Raw genomic sequence first — 22,012 nt, forward strand, 5'->3', positions numbered from 1 at the left:
TTACATGCCCCTTACTGATCTTTTAGTGGTTTCCACCATTCCTTATTCTTTTCATACCAATGAACCGTTTCTCGCAATCCTTGTTCGAACGTATACTTCGGTTCCCAATCAAATTCATTCTTCATTTTCTCTGCATCAATCGCATAACGGCGGTCGTGCCCTAAACGGTCTGTCACATATTCAATATCTTTTTTTGTTTTTCCTAAGAAAGTAATAATTTGTTCCACAACTTCTACATTTGTTTTTTCATTATTTCCACCTACATTATATACTTCTCCTACACGTCCCTTATGCAAAACAATATCAATTGCACTACAATGATCTGTTACATGTAACCAATCTCTTATATTTAACCCATCACCATATAACGGTAGTTTCTTTCCTTCCAGCGCATTTGTAACCATTAACGGAATTAACTTTTCAGGATATTGATATGGTCCATAGTTGTTAGAACAGCGTGTCACTATGACTGGTACTTGATATGTTTTATAGTAAGATAAAGCTATCATGTCAGCGCTCGCTTTACTTGAAGAATATGGACTATTTGGAGCTAACGGGGTTTCCTCAGTAAACTTTCCTGTTTTCCCTAAAGAACCGTATACTTCATCCGTTGATACTTGCACCAGCTTAATATGCGGATATTTTTTCACCAATTCTAATAAAGTAACTGTCCCGATTACATTCGTATCATAAAATGGGATCGGGTTTTCAATGCTACGGTCCACATGTGATTCGGCTGCGAAATTTACAATCACTTGGACATCCCGATCTTTTATGACATGCTCTAGCAGCTCTCCATTTTGAATTTCTCCTTTTACAAAAGAGTAATTAGGGTGACCTTGAAGAGACTTCACGTTATTTAAATTCCCGCTATATGTTAATGCGTCATAATTAATAATCTTATATGTTCCATAGCTTTGTAACATGTAATGAACAAAGTTGCTTCCAATAAATCCAGCCCCACCTGTTACTAATATATTCATAAACAACGCTCCTACTTAAAAACTATCTTCATATTCCTGAAGTGATGGTAATACTTGATCCTTATCAGACAATATCGGATTTGTCACCGGCCATGGAATTGCTAATTCTTTATCTTCCCAAAGCAATCCCGAATCATGCTCTGCGCTATAATATTCATCTACTTTATACATAACGATAGTATGCGGAACAAGCGTACAAAACCCGTGCGCAAATCCTTTTGGCACTAACAATTCCCTATGATTATCCGCACTTAAAATGTATCCTTTCCACTGTTTAAACGTAGGTGAATCTTTTCGCAAGTCTACGATAACGTCATAAATTGCTCCTTGCATAACTTGAATAAGTTTCGTTTGTGCTTTCGGATTTTTTTGAAAATGTAATCCCCGAATCGTTCCCGCCCTAGTGGAATAAGATACATTATCCTGTACAAATGAATACGCAATCCCTAATGTTTCTAGCACCTTCTTATTATAACTTTCTGTAAAAAAGCCACGCTCATCCTCAAATAATCTCGGTTCTAACAATTTCACATCGGTAAAGTTCGTTTCTACAACTCTCATATTCTCACCTATTCTCCGTTAAACTGTTTCCCAAAGTTTATATCCCGCGCTAACACATTCGCCTTTTGAAGAGAAGCATGAGTTCCTGCATCCGTCCACCAGCCGTTCATTTCATTATAAGTAAGTACTCCTCGTTTTAAATACCAATTATTTATATCTGTAATTTCAAGTTCTCCCCGTGCAGAAGGTTTTAATTCTTTTATATAAGAAAAAACTTTCGAATCATACAAATAAATCCCTGTGACTGCATAGGAACTTTTCGGCTCTTTCGGTTTTTCTTCAATTTCAACTATTTTGCGGTCTTGAATATGTGCTACGCCAAATCTTTCGGGATCGTCTACAGATTGTAATAGTACTTTCGCACCTTCTTTTTGATTTGTAAACTCTTCAACATACGGACGAATATCATCTGAGAAAATATTATCTCCTAATATAACTACCATACGGTCATTCCCTATGAAATCTTCACAAAGTCCTAACGCTTGTGCGATTCCACCAGCTTTATCTTGCACACGATACGTAAAGGATACGCCAAATTCATGACCACTTCCCAAAAAACTAACAACATCCCCCATATGCTCTTTACCCGTAATAATCATGACATCTGTAATCTCGCATTGTTTCAGCTTATATACCGCATGATAAATCATCGGATACCGTCCAACAGGAAGCAAATGTTTATTCGTCACTTTCGTTATTGGATATAGTCTCGATCCAGTACCACCTGCTAAAATAATCCCTTTCACCCTACATCTCCCCCTTATGATGGAGATAATATATCTTTGTAATGTTCTACAAATACTTTTCGATACTTCTCATATGTATCCGCATCAAACTCATCTCCGTTGTAATGAATACACCATAAATTCGCTTGATTTGGTATACCGATCAAATAACCAGCCTTTTGAAACTCTAAAGACTGCGACACATCATAAAAATCGAACCCTTGAAACAAATCTTCTCGCCACGAAATATCATACTGCGTTGCCATTAGTAAACCAGCAATTGCTTGAACTGACATAAAAGATTGATTTCTATAAAACCCCTGATCTAAACTTAATAATTAATAATTCCGCTCTTTATACTCGATCACTTTCCCTACTAAATTTTTCCCTTCCCACCATATCCCGTTACTCGGTAAAAATTGAGCTCCAGCCACTCCAATTAAACCAAGCTTTTCATTATCTTTAAAAAGAGAAATAAGTGTATATAACATCTTGCGATTAATGAGGTAAGTATCTTGATATATATACACTTTGTACTTCGCAGGGTATGAAAGCGCTTGGTTGTATGCACCTGCCATACTTTTTGCATCTCGTATTGGAAAATTCACACCGCATAGCCAGGGGGAACACAAAGAGTTCTTATTTGCCTCTCACATTGTTTGAATAGTTCTTCCTTATTTACATAAACAATGCCTAATATTGTATGATCTTTTACTTTATAATCCACCCTTACTCTTCCTTATTTACATCTGACATATAGTGCTCCACAAATATTTCCCTATACTTTTCATAGTTCGTCATATTCACATCAAAATGATAATGAATACACCAAGCGTCGCGCTGTACAGGTACACCGACTGTATATCCCGCTTTTATAAATTCAAATGATTGAGATACATCATAAAAATCAAATCCATCAAATATGTCTTCTCGCCACGGAACGTCATATTGCGTCGCCATCAATAACCCGTCAATACATTCTACAGGAATAAATGTTTTCGATTCATGGAACGGTTGCTCTAAACTTGCCATATAAAACAAATCATTCATATAACCAATGACTTTTCCAACAATCCCCCGCCCTTGACCCCATACTCCAGTTGGAGGTACATATTGGGCTCCAATCATCCCAATCATCCCAAGGTGTTCATGTTCCTCAAATAATTGAATTAATTGGTACAGAAAAGTTCCATTTATAATAAAAACATCTTGGTGTATATACACTTTATATTTCGCTGGATGCGAAATAGCTTGATTGTATCCACTTGTCATACTTTTCGCATTTCGAATCGGCATAAATTGTACCGTATACCCTGGAGGTACTGCCAATGTCATTATATGTCGTGCACATTGTGCATACAATTTCCGGTCGTTTATACATGTAACAAATAATATTGTTTTCTCTGCATCGCTCATAATTGTGATTTTTCAGCTTCAATAATATACTGAAATACAACCGTCTCAGCCATAAAGCCGCTTCCTAGGTTATATTTTTTACAAATTCCATATAACTCCTCAATAAGTGGTTCATATATTTTATGATCAACATATACACGATCTACTTTACTAATAGCATATCCCGCTTTAAAAAACATTCTTAGCATTTCATTAAATGTAAAGAAACGTATATGTGTTTTGTCTAATAAACCATATTCTGTATACGTCCAGTTTCCAGCAAGTAAGGGAGCTAATACTGAAATATGAGATACGTTCGGTATACTGGCTAAAATCACACCATTTTGCTTTATATATGGCTTAACTTTTTCAATTACAGCCCATGGATCAAATAAATGCTCTAATACATCTCCGAATATGACACAATCAAATTGCTCCTCCTCATAAGGAAGATCTATATTTTCTATATCACCTAAAACCACATGGTCCAGTCTCTCTCTTGCCTTTTCTGCAGCCTCTGGAAATACCTCAATTCCTGATACACGTGTGCCATTTTCTTTAATAGCGGCTCCTAGTGCACCGCTCGAGCAACCAATATCAAGAACTTCTCCCCAGTCCTTTTTGATATGCTTCAATAAATTCGGATTTACTGCATTATAATGATGTTCGGATTTTCCTTCATGTAAAGAGCTTTTTTCCCGATTCATTTCACACACTCCTTATGCAAATTGAATTTGAAATATAAATCTCATATGAATTCTATAACGTGAAACTGTAATCAATAAGCTTTTTTTCATTTCCTACTGATTAGTAGCCTTCACCAATCGAGTGTTTACAGGCAGCCCGGCTTCCATCGCTCTAATCCACTCTTGAGGTTGGAGTCTTACTACCAGCTAAAAGATGTTACCTGCACTTGATTACATTGCTGCTACTTTAATATATAGCCAATCTATTAGAGTTAGAATAACGATAAACCATTTCTAAAAAACGAAACCTATTACACTTTATATTGTTCATCGAAAATCCCCCGAAAATATTTACGATTATATTCAATTGCAGCATTATTTGGAACATAAGCAGCTGCTAATTCATTGTAATAATAAGCTTTCTCTTGATCTCCTAACTTGCTATAACAAATACACATTTGTAAATATGGTAGCCATGTGTAGCTTGCTGGACTATGAAAAGGACTATCCTTTGCCAGCGGTACTTCTGTTGCAAGTTTAAACCAAAATATCGCTTCATTATATTTTTCTTGTTCCATATATATATATCCTATTCTTGTACAATTCTCTCCTCTTGGAATATCATAGCGAAAAGATTTCGTACAAGATTCAATTGCCTTTTCCCAATCCCCGCGCTTTGCATAACAATCTCCTAGCTTACCACATGCATAAATTTTCTCTTCATGCCAACCTTCGTCTTGATTAAGAAATACTTCATATAGCAAAATTGCATCCTCATATTTTTCATTATCCATAGATTCATTCGCATAATAAAACAAATCTCTCGGACTTAATTCTTCTCCAGCCGCTACAGCATTTTGAAAAATTTTCAAATTACGGTTCGTTACTTTTTTTTCTTTTTTATGCGTAACAGCGACATTACTATTCAAAATCTCACCAGAAATAGCTAAATACTCATGAACCTTTCCAAACCATTGAAACTGTTTTTCTCGCTTTACAAGTCGATATCTTTTTGTACAATATAAAGGCTTCCCATTAGAATCCATTACAAGATAATACGGCATCGAAACAGCATCCACATTAGAATCTAATTCTTCTTTTAACTGTTTCAGCGCTTCTTGAGCATCCTCTAATAGCACATCATCAGCATCTAACCATAATATATATTCTTGCGTTGCTTTTGAAAAAGAAAAATTTCTAGCTGCCGCAAAATCATCAATCCATGGAAAATTGTATATGTTAGAGGTATATCGAGCTACAATTTCTTTCGTGCGATCAATGGAACCTGTATCAACTACAATAATTTCATCAACAATGTTTTCTACGGCATCCAAACATCGACCTATCGTATTTTCTTCATCGCGAACAATCATACATAAACTAATTGTAGGCCTTTGCTTGTTCAATACCATCACCCTCTTCCAAATCAATCATATGTTATATACACAATAAACTTTCCATTTTTTTATCTTGTTCAAGTAGTTCAAGATTTCTTTTCAACAATTCACATGTCCTTGTCATTTTCTTCTAGTTTTTCACCTACTATATAATGAACGCTTTCTGGAGGTGAACTTATGTCAAATAATAATTATTCAGATGGATTAAATCCCGATGAATCTTTATCAGCTAGTGCATTTGATCCTAACCTTGTAGGACCGACATTACCACCAATACCACCGTTTACGCTTCCGACTGGGCCGACCGGGCCAACCGGGCCGACTGGGCCGACTGGTGCAACTGGACCTTCCGGTGGACCAATTGGACCGACTGGACCAACTGGGCCGACTGGTGCAACTGGCGCAACTGGTGCGACTGGACCTTCTGGTGGACCGATTGGGCCGACCGGTGTAACTGGGCCGACTGGACCTTCTGGTGGACCGATTGGGCCGACTGGCGCAACTGGGCCGACTGGTGCAACTGGTCCAACTGGTCCAACTGGTGCAACTGGACCAACCGGGCCGTCTGGTGCGACTGGTGTGACTGGACCAACCGGGCCGTCTGGCGCAACTGGTGCGACTGGTGCAACTGGACCAACCGGGCCGACCGGTGCAACTGGACCTTCTGGATTAGGTTTACCAGCAGGATTGTATGCATATAACTCTGCTACAGCTCCTTTATCTATTGGAATTAATCAACCCGTACCATTTAACACGGTTGGATCACAGTTTGGTACAGCAATTGCTCAAATGGATCCCGATACTTTCATAATTAATGAAACTGGATTCTATAAAATTACTGTTATTGCATATACTACAGCAGTAAGTTTATTGGGTAGCCTCGCAATTCAAGTGAATGGCTCTAATATACCAGGTACAGGCACAAGCTTAATCTCAGTTGGAGCACCTATCGTTATCCAAGCCATTACACAGATTACTGTCACACCATCACTAGTTGAAGCGGTTGTTACGGGAATTGGGTTATCATTAGCTCTTGGTACAAGTGCATCCATTATTATTGAAAAAATTGCTTAACTTTTACTTAGCAGTAAAACTAATACTAGTTTTACTGCTTTTTCAGTTATGAATTCAATCATGAAACTTTGACTACCTACATAATCATATTGTTGTATGACATTTCGCAGGAGGCATAAATATGGAAAATAAATCTGCTGTTCAGCTTTATCTCGAATTACTAAAGAAAACAATTTTATTTGAAATATGGTTAGAGTATGAGCCATATTTACCAGCCTCATTACATATTTCTAAAGACCTTTCCTATGAACCGGTTACAGTACCACTCCCTTTATTTATTAAGCGCTATGCTGAAAACCATAACTTAAAAATTGTAAAACCAAATATTTTAAAAAGTGAGCGCCAAGATGGCACGGACTGGCCACGAGCCGCACACAGTATGATTGGCCGAGAACGAATGAATCAATTACACGAAGCTATGGAAACTGTGGTTCGCGAAAATATAGAAGGGGATTTTATCGAAACGGGTGTATGGCGCGGAGGCTCTTGTATTTTTATGAATGGATTTTTACAAGCGAATAATATTACAAATCGTAATGTGTGGGTTGCAGATTCATTTGAAGGTCTACCAGCACCGAATATTGAACAATATCCACAAGATTACGATGATTATTTACACACATTCGATTACTTACGTGTTTCTTTAGAACAAGTACAAGAAAATTTCAACAAATATAATTTATTAAATGATCAAGTGAAATTTTTAAAAGGCTGGTTTAAGGATACTTTACCAAGAGCACCAATAGAAAAAATTGCAATTGCTCGCCTTGACGGTGATATGTATGAATCTACGATGGATGGTCTCGTAAACTTATATGATAAGGTTTCTAAAGGCGGCTATATTATCATTGATGATTACGGTCTACCACCTTGTGCAGAAGCTGTTACAGACTTTAGACATCAACGAAACTTAACAGCCCCTATTACAAAAATCGATGTATTTGGTGTGTATTGGAGAAAAGAATAAGAGAAATTTTAAACTGCAGGAGATTCTATTCCTATCTATTATTCACTCCCACTCATGACAGAATACAGCATTCGTTTTAGGAATCTCCTTACATATATAAATGTAGAAAAGGCAAACAGCGAAATGAAAAGAATATTGCGCCCTCAATTTTCCACTATAAAAAAGGAGTGTAATCATGAGCGAACTAAAAAAAGAAATAGCATTACTCCCCCCTCCCGAACTCGTTCAATATGTAGGTGGTGATTTCCAAAAAGTTGGAAAAGAATTCATGAATCATTTCATTCAACTTGGAGCTTTACAATCAAATGAAAAAGTATTAGATGTAGGTTGTGGTGTAGGTCGAATGGCTGTGCCATTAATGAATTACTTAAGTGATGATGGAGCGTATTATGGATTTGATTTGTTTAAAGATGGGATTAATTGGTGTAAAAATAATATTGCAACTAGACGTAATAACTTCCATTTTGAACATGTTGATATATACAATCAATTCTACAATCCTGAAGGAAAAGAAGATGCCTCTCAATATCGTTTTCCATATGAAGATGAGACATTCGATTTTATCTTTTTAACTTCTGTATTTACACACCTTCTCCCAAAAGAATTAGAACATTACGTATCTGAGATTGTGCGTGTATTAAAAAAAGACGGAAGATGTTTTATTACGTTCTTTTTAATAAACCCTGAATCGTCCTATTATTTAAATACAGGACTAAGTACACTAGGTTTTTATCATCAAATGGATAATTGCTATGTTTTAAATAAAGATATTCCTAATTTTGCAGTTGCTTATCCTGAAACTGATATTTGCACCTTATTGAATAAATATGGATTAGAAATAATGAATAAACCGTATTATGGTTTATGGTGCGGCAGACATGAATATACAAGTTATCAAGATATTGTTCTTACAAAAAAAAGCTTCTGAAAGGAAGTTACGTATGACGCGTGAAAAAAATCCACCTCTCGTTTCCATCCTTATTCCTACTTATAATCGATCACATTATTTCAAAATCGCTCTAGAAAGTGCATTAGCCCAAACTTATTCAAATATAGAAATTATCATCGGGGATGATAGTACAAATGATGAAACAGAAACTTTAATACGTGAACAGTATTTGCCGCATTACAAAAACGTAACATACATTCGAAATACCTCTACTCTAGGACAATTTCACAATGACCTTATGCTCATAGAAAAATCAAGTGGCGAGTATATAAATTTTTTAATGGACGATGATGTATTTTATAAGCAAAAAATAGAAAAAATGATGTCCTATTTTGAGCAAGAATCCAATAAAAATCTTGCCCTTGTCACTTCTTACAGAGTACGTATTGATGATCATGGCGATCCAATAGATGATGCCCAGTCAACACAAAGATTATATAGTGAAGACACCCAATTAAACGGAATATTTTTAGGTGACTGGATGTTAAGAGTCGGGCAAAACATTATCGGTGAACCTACAACTACTTTGTTTCGAAAAAGTTTTCTCACTGAGCCCTTCGGCACACTTAACGGAAGAGAATACGCTTGTAGTGTTGATATGGCATCATGGATTTCTTTACTTTCTAAAGGAGATGCAGTATACATTTCTGAATCTTTAAGTCAATTTCGCCACCATGCTGGGCAACAAATACACAATAAACTCCTTCAAGGTTGTGAAGATTTCACACATCTCGTTGTAACATCAAAAGAATACGGCTTTTTACAAAACACTACAGACTATAGAACAGCTCTACTTAGCGCCTACCAATGGTGCAAAGGTTCTTTACAATATTATCGCAGTCTACCAGATCTCATTCCAGACGCACATGTACGTCTTTCCCATTGTTTGGATATAATTATTAAAGAGTTAAATTATTAAGCTATTCGATAAAACAAAGAATGTATGAACTATATACATGATTCACATGGTTCATACATTTTTTCTAAACTACAATACCCATTCATATAAAAAGCAGTAGAAAGGAATACACACATTGAAAGATTCAAATTCTCAATATCAAATAGACTACGTATTACTACTCATTTTATTTGCCATTGGGACTGTTAGTTGTTTTGCTATTGCAAGTGCGCAAACCTCTTTACCACCATTTTTACAAAACGTAAATTTTGTACTAAAGCAAATCCAATGGTACTTCATTGGATTTATAGCCATTGGTGTTATTATGATTATCGATTTCGATCGTTATCAAAAAATTGCTTGGTATTTGTATAGCTTTGCAATGGTACTGCTAATTGGGCTAGAACTTCAAGTCCCAGGTGCTGTTACAATTAAAGGCGCTACCGCTTGGTACAGGCTTCCAGGCATCGGAAATTTACAGCCGTCTGAGATTATGAAATTGTTTTTAATTATCGTCATTGGACGAATTATAGCGGATCATAATGAAAAATATTTTTTCCGAACAACACGCGAAGATTTTATATTGCTTGGAAAAATATTTGCAACAAGTTTGCCACCACTACTCCTTATTGCAAAAGAACCTGATTTAGGAAATACGATGGTCATTTCGGCGATGCTCGCAGCAATGATATTAGTGTCTGGTATACGATGGCGTTTCATTTTCGGATTAACCTCTGTGAGTTGTGCTGCTGGTTCTGCCCTAACATATATTTATTTTGCTCATACGGAATTCTTCAAAGAACATATCCTACAAGAATATCAATTAAACCGATTCTACGGCTGGTTAGCTCCTTACGAATATGATGCGCAAGGCTATCAATTAAGACAAGCATTTTTAGCTGCTGGATCAGGAGAAATGCAAGGAAAAGGTTGGGAAAATGGACAAGTATATTTTCCAGAACCACACACAGATTTTATTTTCACGAATGTCGCTGAACAATTTGGCTTTTTAGGCGCAAGTGTCATTATTTCACTTTTTTTCTTACTCATTTTCCGAATGATTCATATCGCTATAGAAAGCAATGACCCTTTCGGTAGTTACATTTGCGCTGGTACAATCGGCATGTTTACTTTCCAAGTCTTCCAAAACATCGGAATGACAATTGGATTACTCCCTATTACAGGAATCACATTACCTCTTATGAGCTACGGAGGAAGTTCGCTACTTACATACATGATTGCGATTGGATTTATTTTAAATGTTCGCTCAAGAACGAAAATCTTTATGTTTAAATGAATCACACAAAAACGGTATATTTTTATCTCTATCCCTTTTTAGTTATACTAATGAAAAATAGGCTGGAGGTTTAAATATGAAATATGACATTATAGGTGATATTCACGGCTGCTTCCAAGAGTTTCAAAATTTAACAACGAAACTAGGATATAACTGGAATAGCGGTCTGCCGGTTCACCCTGATCAACGTCAGCTTGCATTCGTTGGTGATATTACAGACCGTGGTCCCCATTCATTACGCATGATTGAAATCGTATGGGAACTTGTCATAAATCAAAAAGAGGCTTATTACGCTCCTGGCAATCACTGCAATAAACTATACCGTTTCTTTCTTGGGCGTAATGTAACAATCGCTCATGGGCTCGAAACAACTGTTGCTGAATATGAAGCATTACCTTCTCATAAGCAAAACATTATAAAAGAAAAGTTCATCACTCTTTATGAACAATCGCCTTTCTACCACATATTAGATGAAAAAAGAGTAATCGTATGTCACGCTGGGATTCGGCAAGATTACATAGGACGACAAGATAAAAAAGTACAAACATTTGTATTATATGGCGATATTACTGGAGAAAAGCATGCTGACGGCTCACCTGTCCGTCGCGATTGGGCGCAAGAATATAAAGGACAAACTTGGATTATATATGGACATACACCAGTAAAAGAACCTCGCTTTGTAAATCATACAGTCAATATCGATACTGGCGTTGTATTTGGTGGTCAGCTCACTGGACTACGTTATCCCGAAATGGAGACTGTTTCCGTCCCTTCTACCTTGCCTTTTGTCGCTGAGAAATTCCGTCCAATTTCATAACTTTCCTTACTTCGTACAATCCATAAATCACGGCGGATTACCGTATTTTGAAGTGTATCTCATCTAAAAACTAAATAAAGTAATTAAAAAAAGATGCAATAAAGTGCATCTTTTTTTAATTACCCTACATATAATGTCGCAGGAGGTGACAGAATGAAGAAAAAATCTTCTAAACAAAAAAGAAAATGCCCACCTTTATATCTGCCCATGTATGGAATTAACAACTGGTGCAGTATTCGAGCTGCAGCTTTAGAAGAACTCGAAGAAAAAAAGTCATCAAAAAAAGCAAAGCAAGAACAAAATATGTCTCTTTAGAAAACGCTGTAATGAGCCGCATAATCGATAATAGAAAAACGAAGATGCAGCAAAAAAACAATTCTCTCTCTACTCATGATGAACAGGTAATACATGCTGAGCAAACAGAGAAAAATACGGAGGAAAATATCCCCGTAGCAATAAATAAAAAAGCGGAACCAGAAATTCCAGCAGCTATTATAAATCAAGTGAAAAAAATAAAAGAAGCATTAGCCCCCCAAAATAATGTACAAACGGAAAAAACGATCATCATTCAAGCCCCTGCACCTGAAAATACAAAAGTAAAAAAAGGGAGCAGGTATGCACATGCAGAGGGGCTTCACTCTCATGCAGAGGGTACAGCTTCACATGCAGAAGGGCTCCTTACACACACAATAGGTCCTTTTTCTCATGCAGAAGGATCAAAAACAAAAGCAACTGGACATAGTTCGCATAGTGAAGGAAGTGAAACGACAGCAGGTGGTTCTTACTCTCACGCAGAAGGTAAACATACGATTGCTTTAGGCGAAGCAGCACATGCAGAAGGAACCGCAACTATCGCTAACGGATTCTCTTCTCATGCGGAAGGTATGCATACATCAACAGCTCAATTTGCAGGTAGCCATATTATGGGGCGCTTCGGCGTGGCAGAAGAATCTTATTCTTGGTTCATTGCAAATGGCACAAACGACACTGACCATAATATAGGTGCAAAATGGCTTGCTCATAATGGAGAAATGTACATTGAAGGCGCTTCTTACAACGCAAGCGGAACAGATTTTGCACAAATGTTTGAAACAGAGGACAACAAGCCAATTGATGTTGGTTATTTCGTTACATTTAGTAACGAAGAAAAAATTCGGATCGCTACTTCAAACGATTCATTCCTACTAGGCGTATCTAGCGCTACGCCCGCTATCATCGGAAATAGCGGTGCTTTAAACTGGAAAAAACGCTACGAAACGGATAACTTCGGAAGACGGAAATATACAAAGACGGCAACACAAGAAATACAGCCACTCTTAAATACAAACTGGGACCCAGCTTGCAAATATATAGCAAGAAAGGATCGTGCCGAGTGGATTCCTGTCGGATTAATTGGACAAATATTAGTACGTGATGATGGGACTTGCGACACTCATGGATTTTGTCGTCCAAATGATGATGGCATCGCTACAAAAGCCGAAAGTGGTTTTTTCGTTATAAAGCGTACGGGTGATAATCAAATTTTAATATTATTCCGTTAAGAAAAAGGGAACAAAATTCTTCATTGCATAAGAATTTTGTTCCCTTTTTAAATATGTTTTAATAGCTCTTTCATATCGGGTGGAATCGTCGTAGTAAACGACATTTCCTTTTCTAAAATAGGATGATAAAACGTCAACGATGTACTGTGAAGCGCTTGTCGCTTCATTTCATCCCTTCTTCCTCCATATAAGCTATCACCAAGTAATGGATGTCCCATATACGCCATATGTACACGAATTTGATGCGTTCTTCCTGTTTCAAGTTCAAGCGATACATGCGTCTTATGGTAGGCGCTATCAATCACTCTAAAGTGAGTAACTGCCCTCTGTCCATTCTCACAAACTGTTCGCTCAATAATGCTATCCGATTTTCGTCCAATCGGTGCATCAATCGTTCCTGCTCGTTCTATCATTTCTCCATGAACGACTGCTTCATACGTTCGTCTTACAGCTTTTTGCTGATGCTGTTTCGATAAAAGATGATGCACAAAACGATTTTTTGCAATAAGCATAAGCCCTGAAGTATCACGATCTAATCTTGTTACGATGTGCACCGTACTTGCAACATGCTGCTTATCATAATGAGATAAAAGCGCATTGGCAACACTTCCTGTCGGGTGTTCTCTAGACGGAATCGTTGACATGTTCGCCTCTTTATTAATGACAAGAACTGCTTCATCTTCATATACAATGCTTAACGGGATATCTTCTGCAATCATCCCTTCGCTTCTTTCCTCCACTGGAAAAAAGACACGCAACTCTTCACCAGCTTGTAACTGATGACGAACGCTCGTATGTTGACCATTTACTTCAATTGCTCCGCCATGAAACTTTATATCCGTTAAAGCGGCTTTAGAAATCTCTTTCGTTTTTAAAAATTCCCTAACTAAAATTCCTTCTTCAGCCGGCCCTATATCCCATTTCAACGTAAATCTGTTCAAATATATAAACCCTTTCTATTTATCTGCAACAAACGAGTCACGAACTCGTTTCCAGAACGGGAACGGACGAAAACGAACAAACCGCACTTTCTCGTTTGCAACGCGATACTGGATTGATTTCACATCTTGATGAACCATCGTTAAATGATCCACCGTAATTTGTAAGTTCATTCCTGCAGCCGGTTTCAACACACATGTATGATGCTTCGGCAATACGAGTGGCGAGCCTACAGTACGAAACACACGGTTGTTAATAGATGCCATTTCTGCAATTTGAATCGCTTCAATAGAAGGGTGAATAATTGCTCCGCCAAGCGCTTTATTATAGGCGGTACTTCCTGAAGGAGTAGAAATACAAAGACCATCGCCGCGGAACGTTTCAAAATACTCTCCGCGTATTTCTACTTCTGTTACTAATGTACCTTCCGCACTTTTTACAGTCGCTTCATTCATCGCCAAATACTGTGACTCTTTACTACCATTCACATAGCGAATAATCACTTCTAAAAGTGGATATTCCACCACTTGGAATGGTGTTTTCGCAATTGCAATTACTAATTTCTCTACTTCTGTCGGTAACCAATCTGCATAGAAACCTAAATGCCCTGTATGTACACCAACAAATGCTGTTTCATCCAATCGATTATAATAGCGATGAAACGCATATAAAAGCGTTCCATCCCCCCCAACAGAAATTACAATATCGGGTTCCTTTTCATCCATTATAAATCCAAAATCTAGCAAATACTCTTTCATCGTACTTGCTAATGTATCTGATGATTGATCTCCCTTTGACATAATTGTAAATTTCATCGCCCAACACCCTTTAGTTTATGATTCGGAATCTTTCGCTTCTTGCTTTCTTGAAAAAATCTTCTGTGCTTCTTGAATTTCAAGACGAATAGAAGACATTTCTTCATCTAATAAAAACGCTGCTTCTGCTGCACGTTGTAAGCGTATTTTAATATCTTCAGGAAAACGCCCACTATATTTATAATTTAAAGAATGCTCAATTGTTGCCCAAAAGTTCATTGCTAGCGTGCGTATTTGGATTTCTACCAATACTTTTTGTTCCCCCTGTATCGTTTGAACAGGGTAACTAATGACAACGTGATAAGAGCGATAACCGCTATCTTTCTTTTGCGTGACATAATCACGTTCTTCCACGATTTCAAAGTCATTTCGTTTTCTAAGATATTCTACAACAGGCTTAATCTCATCCACGAATTGACACATCATTCTAAGACCAGCAATATCCTGCATATCTTCTCTCAACCGATCTAACGGTACATTTCTTTTTTCCGCTTTATCGATAATACTCGCAACTGATTTCACTCGTCCAGTTACAAACTCAATTGGGGAATGCTCTGTCAACATCGCAAACTGTGTACGCATTCCTTTTAGTTTCACTTTCAGCTCTGCCACCGCTTGATGGTAAGGTGCTAAAAATTCTTCCCAATTTCGATTCACTTCAACCACCACCAAAATCAATCCATTTGCTTATAGAAATACTTTTTCTACAGCAGTTACTAATTCTTCTCCGTAATTTGCATTACCTTCAATATTTTCAACTAAATATTCTACTTCTTCTTTTAATGCTTCTAATTCCATTTCAACACCATTCACTTGAATAAACATTGCTGTATCTTTATTCATCGCTTCATGCAGCGCTTCCCAGCATGTATGCGGAATACTTACATAAATGAACGATGATTCGTTTTCTAAGATATATAAAAATGATAAATTGTCTGAGTCTACAAGTACGTGATTACGTGCACTTAACTCCTTTACCTCTATTTCAGTATTTTCCGCACAAAAAATAAGAGCATTCTCTCTCTTTTCTACGCTCTTAACTTGGATTTTATTTTGCATGCTCTAACTCCTCCATCTCAACTTCCTGTCTTACTTAACAGTATTATTGTATCATAACATGAACGCAAACAAATAAAACATTGAACCAAATTTGCGAAAAAGCGATAATGTGTAAAGAATTATTTTTCAAAAGGAGCATATACAATGACACAAGAAATTGAAATTGAATTTAAAAATATTGTTACAGAAGAAGAATTCGATACATTATGTAAATTATTCTCTATTGAAGTATTTACAAAACAAGTGAATCACTACTTTGAAACACCGGGCTTCTCATTAAAAGAAGCTGGCTCTGCACTTCGTATTCGTCATAAAGGGGAAACTTATACATTAACGTTGAAACAACCTGCAGAAGTCGGCTTGTTAGAAACGCATCAAGTCGTAACAGCAGATGAAGCAAGATTGATGATGGAAACAAATACAATTATTCAAGGCGCTGTAGTAGATCAACTACACAAATTACAAATTCCTGTTTCTGCTTTAACTTATATGGGTAGTTTAACAACAGAAAGAGCTGAAACATTATTTGAAGGCGGAACACTTGTCTTTGATCATAGTTTCTATTACAATCACGATGATTATGAAATTGAATTTGAAGTGCAAGATGAAGAAACAGGAAAAGCTGCATTTATTCGTTTATTAACGCAACATAACATACCAATCCGTCATACAAATAACAAAGTAAAACGCTTTTTCCTTGCCAAACAAAACAAAGCACGCTAAAGTGAAAATTCCACTAGTGAATACGTTCTACTAGTGGATTCCTCTCACTTACAAAAAGAACATGATTGATTAGCAACATGGAGAATACGCAACGAATGTTTAGTAGGCTATTTATTTGCCCTCCCTAACATTCCATTGCTACAATAGATATACATTTCATGGAAAAAGGAGTTTATAAAGGATGAGCAAGCAACCGATGACACCATTTGAAGCAATTGGCGGTGAACAATGCATTGCAATATTAGTAGACACATTTTATTCCTATGTCAGTAAACACCCTGACTTATCTCCCATCTTCCCAGATGATTTAACAGAAACCGCTAGGAAGCAAAAACAATTTTTAACACAATATTTAGGTGGTCCTAATTTGTACACTGAAGAACACGGTCATCCTATGTTAAGAGCACGCCATCTTCCGTTTGAGATTACTCCAAAACGAGCAGAGGCTTGGCTATCATGTATGGAGCAAGCAATGGATGATACAGGAGTGCACGGTCATATAAGAGAGTTTGTTTTTGAACGTTTAGCATTAACTGCTCAGCATATGGTTAATACTCCAAACGAAACAGGTGAAGTGTAATGGATAAGCAGGAAGCAAAGCATATAAATATGCCATCTCCTTCCGCATGTGAGCATAAGTCTGTAGAAGCATATTTATTTATTGATCCACTTTGTAAAGATTGCTGGGAAATTGAACCCTTTATTATTAAACTATGGCTTGAATACGGGAAATACTTCTCTATTCGTCATATCGTAACAGGAAAAGTGGATGGAACGAACGCTTCCTCACACAAATGGAATAAACCTGCTAATATTCGATTTGTGTGGGAAAAGACAACAAGTTTACAAGGTTTTTCATGTGATGGAAAGGTACATATGCAAGAAGCATCATCAACACCATATTTAGTTTCGATGGCAATTAAGGCAGCCGAGTTACAGGGTCGAAAAGCAGGTTCGAAGTTTTTGCGAAAACTCCAAGAATACATTTTCCTTAAAAATGTATCAAACCCTGACTGCGAATTATTACTTGCATGTGCGAAAGATAGCGACATTGATGTAGAAGAATTTAAAAAAGACCTACATTCTGCTAGCGCAAAAAAAGCATTCCAGTGTGATTTAAAATTCACGAATGAAATGCATATTACAGAAATACCTTCCCTCGTCTTTTTTCATGCGAATTCAGATGAAGAAGGTATTAAAATTGCTGGAACTTATTCCTATGACGTATACGTACAATTATTGAAAGAGCTCGTAAAATGTGAAATTGAACCAGAACCGTTACCACCTCTAGAAGTATTATTAGAAGCAACACAATTTATCTCTTCAAAAGAAGTAGCATTTATATATGACTGCCCGCAGCAAGAAATCGAGCGCGAACTAAAAAAATTGCAACTGAAACGAAAAGTACAAATGATTGAGGTAAAATGCGAACGGTATTGGAAATGGATAGCAATAGAAAAAGACCTGGTGTAAACACCAGGTCTTTTTCTTTACGGCTTATAAAAATATTAAAGGGGATGGGAGAAATTTTCACGTTCAAACAAAGGGGTATATGTTTGTATGTGAATTCGTTCACGCTTATTATATTACAAGATTCGACGTCAGATGACAACCCCTTTTGTCGAATTTCACACTTTTGTCACATTCTAAACGTTTTCATTTTTGAATAAGCTATATAAAAGCTCTTTAGGAGGTGTTTTTCATTAAAAAATCCTATCTGTTACTCATTTTTTTATGTGTCCTCGTTTCTTTTTTCTTGTATATTCTCTCTCTACTACAAGCTTTTCCTAAAATTATTGCTTTGCCTCTTTTATTTGGAGTCATCGTCATCGCTCTTTCTTATTTCAATCATAGAAAACGATTTAAAGGGTTTTAATTTCAAAAATCAACTGTAAATCTGTCCTCTAATTTAGAAAAAACAAGGAAATTCACCTTGTTTTTCGACAAATATCGACAAATTGTTTTCCAAATAAAAAGACGAGGATAAATCCCTCGTCTTTTCTATTACTTCTCTTCAAATAATAACGCTTCTAATTCATTTAATTTTTCTTCGAATACTTGTAGTGCTTCTTTTACAGGTTCTGGAGACGCCATATCTACTCCTGCTCTTTTCAGCACTTCAATTGGGTAATCCGAGCTTCCTGCCTTTAAGAACTCGTTAATGTAACGTTCTACTGCTGGTTGCCCTTCTTCTAAAATTTGTTTCGATAAAGCTGTTGCCGCACTAAATCCTGTTGCGTATTGATATACGTAATAGTTGTAGTAGAAGTGCGGAATACGAGACCACTCTAAGCCAATTTCTTCATCGATTACTAACGCGTCACCGAAGTATTTCTTATTTAAATCGTAGTAGATTTCCGTTAACATGTCTGGCGTAACAGCATGTCCTTCTTGTACTTTCTTATGAATAATATGCTCAAACTCTGCGAACATCGTTTGACGGAATACAGTACCACGGAATCCTTCTAAGTAATGATTTAATAAGTATAGACGCTCTTTCTTATCTTCTGTCGTTTTTAATAAATAATCATTTAGAAGTGCTTCATTACAAGTTGATGCTACCTCTGCAACGAAGATTGAATAATCCCCATATACGTGCGGCTGTGTCTTTCTTGTATAGTAACTATGCACAGAATGACCAAACTCATGAGCAAGTGTAAATAAATTATTTACATTATCATGCCAGTTCATTAAAATATACGGATTTGTCCCGTATGCACCAGATGAATATGCTCCGCTTCGCTTTCCTTTATTCTCGTACACATCTACCCAACGATTTTCATATGCTTCTTTCAAAATTTCAACATACTCATCACCAAGTACGTTTAAAGATTTTAATAACAGGTTTTGCGCTTCTTCATATTTCACGTTCATTTTCACTTCTGGTACGAGCGGTGTATATAAATCGTACATATGGAGCTCATCAAGTCCTAATGCTCGTTTACGAATATCAATGTAACGATGTAATAGATGTAAGTTGTCATTTACTGTTTCAACGAGTTGATCGTATACTGCTTCCGGAATATTATTATTACTTAATGCAGCTTGGCGAGCAGAATCATATTTACGAACGCGTGCATTGAAATTATTACGTTTCACTGCACCGCTTAACGTACTTGAGAATGTGTTCTTAAATTTCCCGTACGTTTCATAAACAGCTTTGAATGCATCTTCACGGACACGACGATCATCACTTTCTAAAAACTGAATGTAACGGCCATGCGTAATTTCTATTTCTTCTCCATCCTCACCTTTAATAGATGGGAATTTTAAATCCGCATTATTCAACATACCAAATGTATTACTTGATGCACTCATCACTTCAGACGCTTCCGCTAGTAAAGCTTCTTCCGCTTCAGATAATACGTGCGGGCGTTGACGTGTAATTTCTTCTAATGCATGTTCATATACACTTAAATCTCTATTTTCTTTCAAGAATGTTTGCAGTGTATCTTCTGAAATCGTTAAAATTTCAGGCACGATATAAGCTGTACTACTAGATACTTGTGAGTATAAATTTGTCGCACGATCATTTAATGCTTGATATACAGAGTTTGTCGTATCTTGATCGTAACGCATATGAGCATATGTATATAGCTTACCTAATCGCATTGAAATCTCATCTTCATATTGCAGTGCCTCAAGTAAGTTGTCCGCAGAGTCACCAAGCTTACCTTTAAATTCAGTTAACTTCGGTAATAACTCTTTAATAGCTTGGAATTCCTTTTCCCATTCTGCATCTGTTTGGAAAATATCTTCTAATCGCCACGTATTTGCTTCTTCAATCTCATTGCGATCTGGTAATGTTTTTGCTTTGTTTTGTTCAGACATTCTTAAAGCCCTCCTTTAAATATCTCTACTTAAGTACAATTCGTTTTTTTGCTATGTAATTCCTTCACAATCCCCCTTTATTATATCCCCTTTTCCATCTCTCATGTTGAACTTTGCCTCAAATAAAGATAAGGCATACGCTAAACATATTTCATCATGCTTCCTAATATCTTCCTCTGTGTGCAACGTAACTACATCCCTTGTTTTCTCGTAGGTATAAGTTCCCACTTTATGCAAGACACCTACATAACATAAAAAGGTCATATATTCGGTAACTGCCTCTTTCCATATGTGCCGCGAAAAATAGGGAAGTAGGCGTCTTTTCGAATACTTCTTCACATAACTACACACATACCCCAGGGAAATACAATCCCCTACTACAAGTTGCCCTATACACTTCATATATAAAACAGCTTGCCATATAAATGGATTCGTTTGAAAAGCAAATGCAGACGGAAGCGGAACACCAATTTCAGAAGGAAAGCTCGCTGGAGGGCATTTTAATTGATATAAGAGGTGTAGTAATGACTTATAATTATAAGTCCAAATTGGCAGAGCATTTTGCCGAAAATAGCTCTTCCTTTTCTTCCACTCCTGCTCTAATTTTTCTTTTTGGAAAGGAACAGAGGAAAAAAGCATGTCAATAGTAGTCGTATCGCTTGGTAAATAAATAGTATGCGAGAAAGAGACATTTGTAGAAAACGGAGTGATAAATGCGCATTTCATAAATGATTTTTGCTTCGGACAGAAGAAAATAAGAAGTGGCTGAGGATAAGATTGTAAGGAGAAAGCCAGAAGTGAGGAGAATTTCATCAAATATGCAGATTGCTTTTTTAATTGATTTCCACCAATAATCCAGATGATCTGGATGCCAGCTTGCCAATACGAGTATGTTCGTTTCGAAAGCTGCTCTACGGAAAGATTCGCACATTGATATTCAATCGCAACTTTTCTATCTGCTCTCTCTACGAAAACATCTGGCCTTTGCTGAATTTCTGGAAGGTAATGCTCTATATTCACATGAAACTTTTGACGTTTCAACCATCTATATAACAATTCTTTACCATTCATATGATATATAGATTCTACTTCATAAAAGGCAAGGCACGAATCAACTTTCTTATGAGCAAAATGCCAACTTTTTTGTGTCCCTAATTTCATTCGCACTTCCTTTCCGCAAGCTATGCAAAAGAAGCGTTCCATTTTGCGCATACGTTGTAAAAGCTCTTCATCACGATTATACAGTAGATGAATTTTCTCCCCATTTTCTCTTTTAGCGATAAACATTTGAATCACACCCTTTCAGCTCCTTATATTCTACAATTTGTTACAAATTCCTTTAAAAAAGAGATGTC

General features: G+C 36.7%; 21 protein-coding genes and 2 pseudogenes. 10 read left to right on the forward strand and 13 right to left on the reverse strand.

The window, feature by feature from the left end:
- Positions 1 to 11 precede the first annotated feature (11 nt).
- The 7 genes and pseudogenes from rfbB to EUC40_RS19800 form a co-directional block, all read right to left on the reverse strand.
- Complete coding sequence (gene rfbB, locus EUC40_RS19770) at positions 12 to 983, reverse strand: dTDP-glucose 4,6-dehydratase (RefSeq protein ID WP_156576349.1); 972 nt, start codon at positions 981 to 983, stop codon at positions 12 to 14.
- 15 nt (positions 984 to 998) lie between these two features.
- The gene (gene rfbC, locus EUC40_RS19775; protein ID WP_156576350.1) at positions 999 to 1,544 is read right to left on the reverse strand and encodes a dTDP-4-dehydrorhamnose 3,5-epimerase; all 546 of its coding nucleotides are present in this window, start codon (positions 1,542 to 1,544) and stop codon (positions 999 to 1,001) included.
- Positions 1,545 to 1,552: 8 nt separating this feature from the next.
- On the reverse strand, positions 1,553 to 2,290 hold the full coding sequence (locus EUC40_RS19780; protein ID WP_156576351.1) for a sugar phosphate nucleotidyltransferase: 738 nt from the start codon (positions 2,288 to 2,290) through the stop codon (positions 1,553 to 1,555).
- 14 nt (positions 2,291 to 2,304) lie between these two features.
- Positions 2,305 to 2,996: pseudogene (locus EUC40_RS19785) on the reverse strand (glycosyltransferase family protein).
- Between the two features lie 2 nt (positions 2,997 to 2,998).
- Entirely contained in the window at positions 2,999 to 3,685 is a 687-nt protein-coding gene (locus EUC40_RS19790; protein ID WP_156576352.1) for a glycosyltransferase family protein, read from the reverse strand.
- Positions 3,682 to 4,371, reverse strand: coding sequence for a class I SAM-dependent methyltransferase (locus EUC40_RS19795; RefSeq protein ID WP_156576353.1), 690 nt, complete (start codon positions 4,369 to 4,371; stop codon positions 3,682 to 3,684). Before EUC40_RS19795 ends, EUC40_RS19790 begins: the two co-directional genes overlap by 4 nt.
- Positions 4,372 to 4,661: 290 nt before the next feature.
- Positions 4,662 to 5,762 (reverse strand): glycosyltransferase, encoded by a 1,101-nt coding sequence (locus EUC40_RS19800; RefSeq protein WP_156576354.1) that lies wholly within the window; start codon positions 5,760 to 5,762, stop codon positions 4,662 to 4,664.
- A 162-nt stretch (positions 5,763 to 5,924) separates the two neighbouring features.
- On the opposite strand from EUC40_RS19800, the gene EUC40_RS19805 reads away from it, so the two are divergent.
- The 7 genes and pseudogenes from EUC40_RS19805 to EUC40_RS19835 all read left to right on the forward strand — a co-directional run bounded on the left by EUC40_RS19805 (position 5,925) and on the right by EUC40_RS19835 (position 13,290).
- Positions 5,925 to 6,821: a BclA C-terminal domain-containing protein gene (locus tag EUC40_RS19805; protein ID WP_156576355.1), complete on the forward strand. Its 897-nt coding sequence runs from the start codon at positions 5,925 to 5,927 to the stop codon at positions 6,819 to 6,821.
- A gap of 121 nt (positions 6,822 to 6,942) precedes the next feature.
- Positions 6,943 to 7,788 carry a TylF/MycF family methyltransferase gene (locus EUC40_RS19810; protein ID WP_098663003.1) on the forward strand — a complete coding sequence of 282 codons (846 nt, stop codon included), beginning with the start codon at positions 6,943 to 6,945 and terminating at the stop codon, positions 7,786 to 7,788.
- Between the two features lie 175 nt (positions 7,789 to 7,963).
- On the forward strand, positions 7,964 to 8,716 hold the full coding sequence (locus tag EUC40_RS19815; protein ID WP_156576356.1) for a class I SAM-dependent methyltransferase: 753 nt from the start codon (positions 7,964 to 7,966) through the stop codon (positions 8,714 to 8,716).
- A gap of 13 nt (positions 8,717 to 8,729) precedes the next feature.
- Positions 8,730 to 9,656 (forward strand): glycosyltransferase family 2 protein, encoded by a 927-nt coding sequence (locus EUC40_RS19820; protein ID WP_156576357.1) that lies wholly within the window; start codon positions 8,730 to 8,732, stop codon positions 9,654 to 9,656.
- Between the two features lie 115 nt (positions 9,657 to 9,771).
- A complete protein-coding gene (locus tag EUC40_RS19825) occupies positions 9,772 to 10,932 on the forward strand; it encodes an FtsW/RodA/SpoVE family cell cycle protein (RefSeq protein WP_071711062.1) in 1,161 nt (386 codons plus the stop codon).
- A 76-nt stretch (positions 10,933 to 11,008) separates the two neighbouring features.
- Positions 11,009 to 11,749: a bis(5'-nucleosyl)-tetraphosphatase PrpE gene (gene prpE, locus EUC40_RS19830; RefSeq protein ID WP_071711063.1), complete on the forward strand. Its 741-nt coding sequence runs from the start codon at positions 11,009 to 11,011 to the stop codon at positions 11,747 to 11,749.
- 153 nt (positions 11,750 to 11,902) lie between these two features.
- Positions 11,903 to 13,290, forward strand: a pseudogene (locus tag EUC40_RS19835) (peptidase G2 autoproteolytic cleavage domain-containing protein).
- A 47-nt stretch (positions 13,291 to 13,337) separates the two neighbouring features.
- Here the strand turns inward: EUC40_RS19835 and EUC40_RS19840 are convergent.
- From EUC40_RS19840 to EUC40_RS19855, 4 genes are read right to left on the reverse strand one after another with little or no spacing between them, the layout of a single operon-like run.
- A complete protein-coding gene (locus EUC40_RS19840; protein ID WP_156576358.1) occupies positions 13,338 to 14,231 on the reverse strand; it encodes an RluA family pseudouridine synthase in 894 nt (297 codons plus the stop codon).
- Between the two features lie 15 nt (positions 14,232 to 14,246).
- On the reverse strand, positions 14,247 to 15,044 hold the full coding sequence (locus tag EUC40_RS19845; protein ID WP_000673190.1) for an NAD kinase: 798 nt from the start codon (positions 15,042 to 15,044) through the stop codon (positions 14,247 to 14,249).
- Between the two features lie 18 nt (positions 15,045 to 15,062).
- Positions 15,063 to 15,701, reverse strand: a complete 639-nt coding sequence (gene yjbM, locus EUC40_RS19850; RefSeq protein WP_071711066.1) for a GTP diphosphokinase — start codon at positions 15,699 to 15,701, stop codon at positions 15,063 to 15,065.
- A 30-nt stretch (positions 15,702 to 15,731) separates the two neighbouring features.
- Positions 15,732 to 16,103, reverse strand: coding sequence for a UPF0738 family protein (locus tag EUC40_RS19855; RefSeq protein ID WP_001180011.1), 372 nt, complete (start codon positions 16,101 to 16,103; stop codon positions 15,732 to 15,734).
- 144 nt (positions 16,104 to 16,247) lie between these two features.
- On the opposite strand from EUC40_RS19855, the gene EUC40_RS19860 reads away from it, so the two are divergent.
- The 3 genes from EUC40_RS19860 to EUC40_RS19870 all read left to right on the forward strand — a co-directional run bounded on the left by EUC40_RS19860 (position 16,248) and on the right by EUC40_RS19870 (position 18,299).
- Positions 16,248 to 16,826: a CYTH domain-containing protein gene (locus EUC40_RS19860; RefSeq protein WP_071711067.1), complete on the forward strand. Its 579-nt coding sequence runs from the start codon at positions 16,248 to 16,250 to the stop codon at positions 16,824 to 16,826.
- A 181-nt stretch (positions 16,827 to 17,007) separates the two neighbouring features.
- Positions 17,008 to 17,406, forward strand: coding sequence for a globin domain-containing protein (locus EUC40_RS19865; protein ID WP_000043382.1), 399 nt, complete (start codon positions 17,008 to 17,010; stop codon positions 17,404 to 17,406).
- A complete protein-coding gene (locus EUC40_RS19870) occupies positions 17,406 to 18,299 on the forward strand; it encodes a ClpXP adapter SpxH family protein (protein ID WP_000360661.1) in 894 nt (297 codons plus the stop codon). Before EUC40_RS19865 ends, EUC40_RS19870 begins: the two co-directional genes overlap by 1 nt.
- 531 nt (positions 18,300 to 18,830) lie before the next feature.
- Here the strand turns inward: EUC40_RS19870 and pepF are convergent.
- Both pepF and EUC40_RS19885 read right to left on the reverse strand, forming a co-directional pair.
- Positions 18,831 to 20,657: an oligoendopeptidase F gene (gene pepF / locus EUC40_RS19880; protein ID WP_071711069.1), complete on the reverse strand. Its 1,827-nt coding sequence runs from the start codon at positions 20,655 to 20,657 to the stop codon at positions 18,831 to 18,833.
- 51 nt (positions 20,658 to 20,708) lie between these two features.
- Positions 20,709 to 21,953 carry a competence protein CoiA gene (locus tag EUC40_RS19885; RefSeq protein ID WP_156576360.1) on the reverse strand — a complete coding sequence of 415 codons (1,245 nt, stop codon included), beginning with the start codon at positions 21,951 to 21,953 and terminating at the stop codon, positions 20,709 to 20,711.
- Between the last annotated feature and the right edge of the window lie 59 nt (positions 21,954 to 22,012).

This window comes from Bacillus luti (genome assembly GCF_009739945.1).
Taxonomy (GTDB): Bacteria; Bacillota; Bacilli; order Bacillales; family Bacillaceae_G; genus Bacillus_A; species Bacillus_A luti.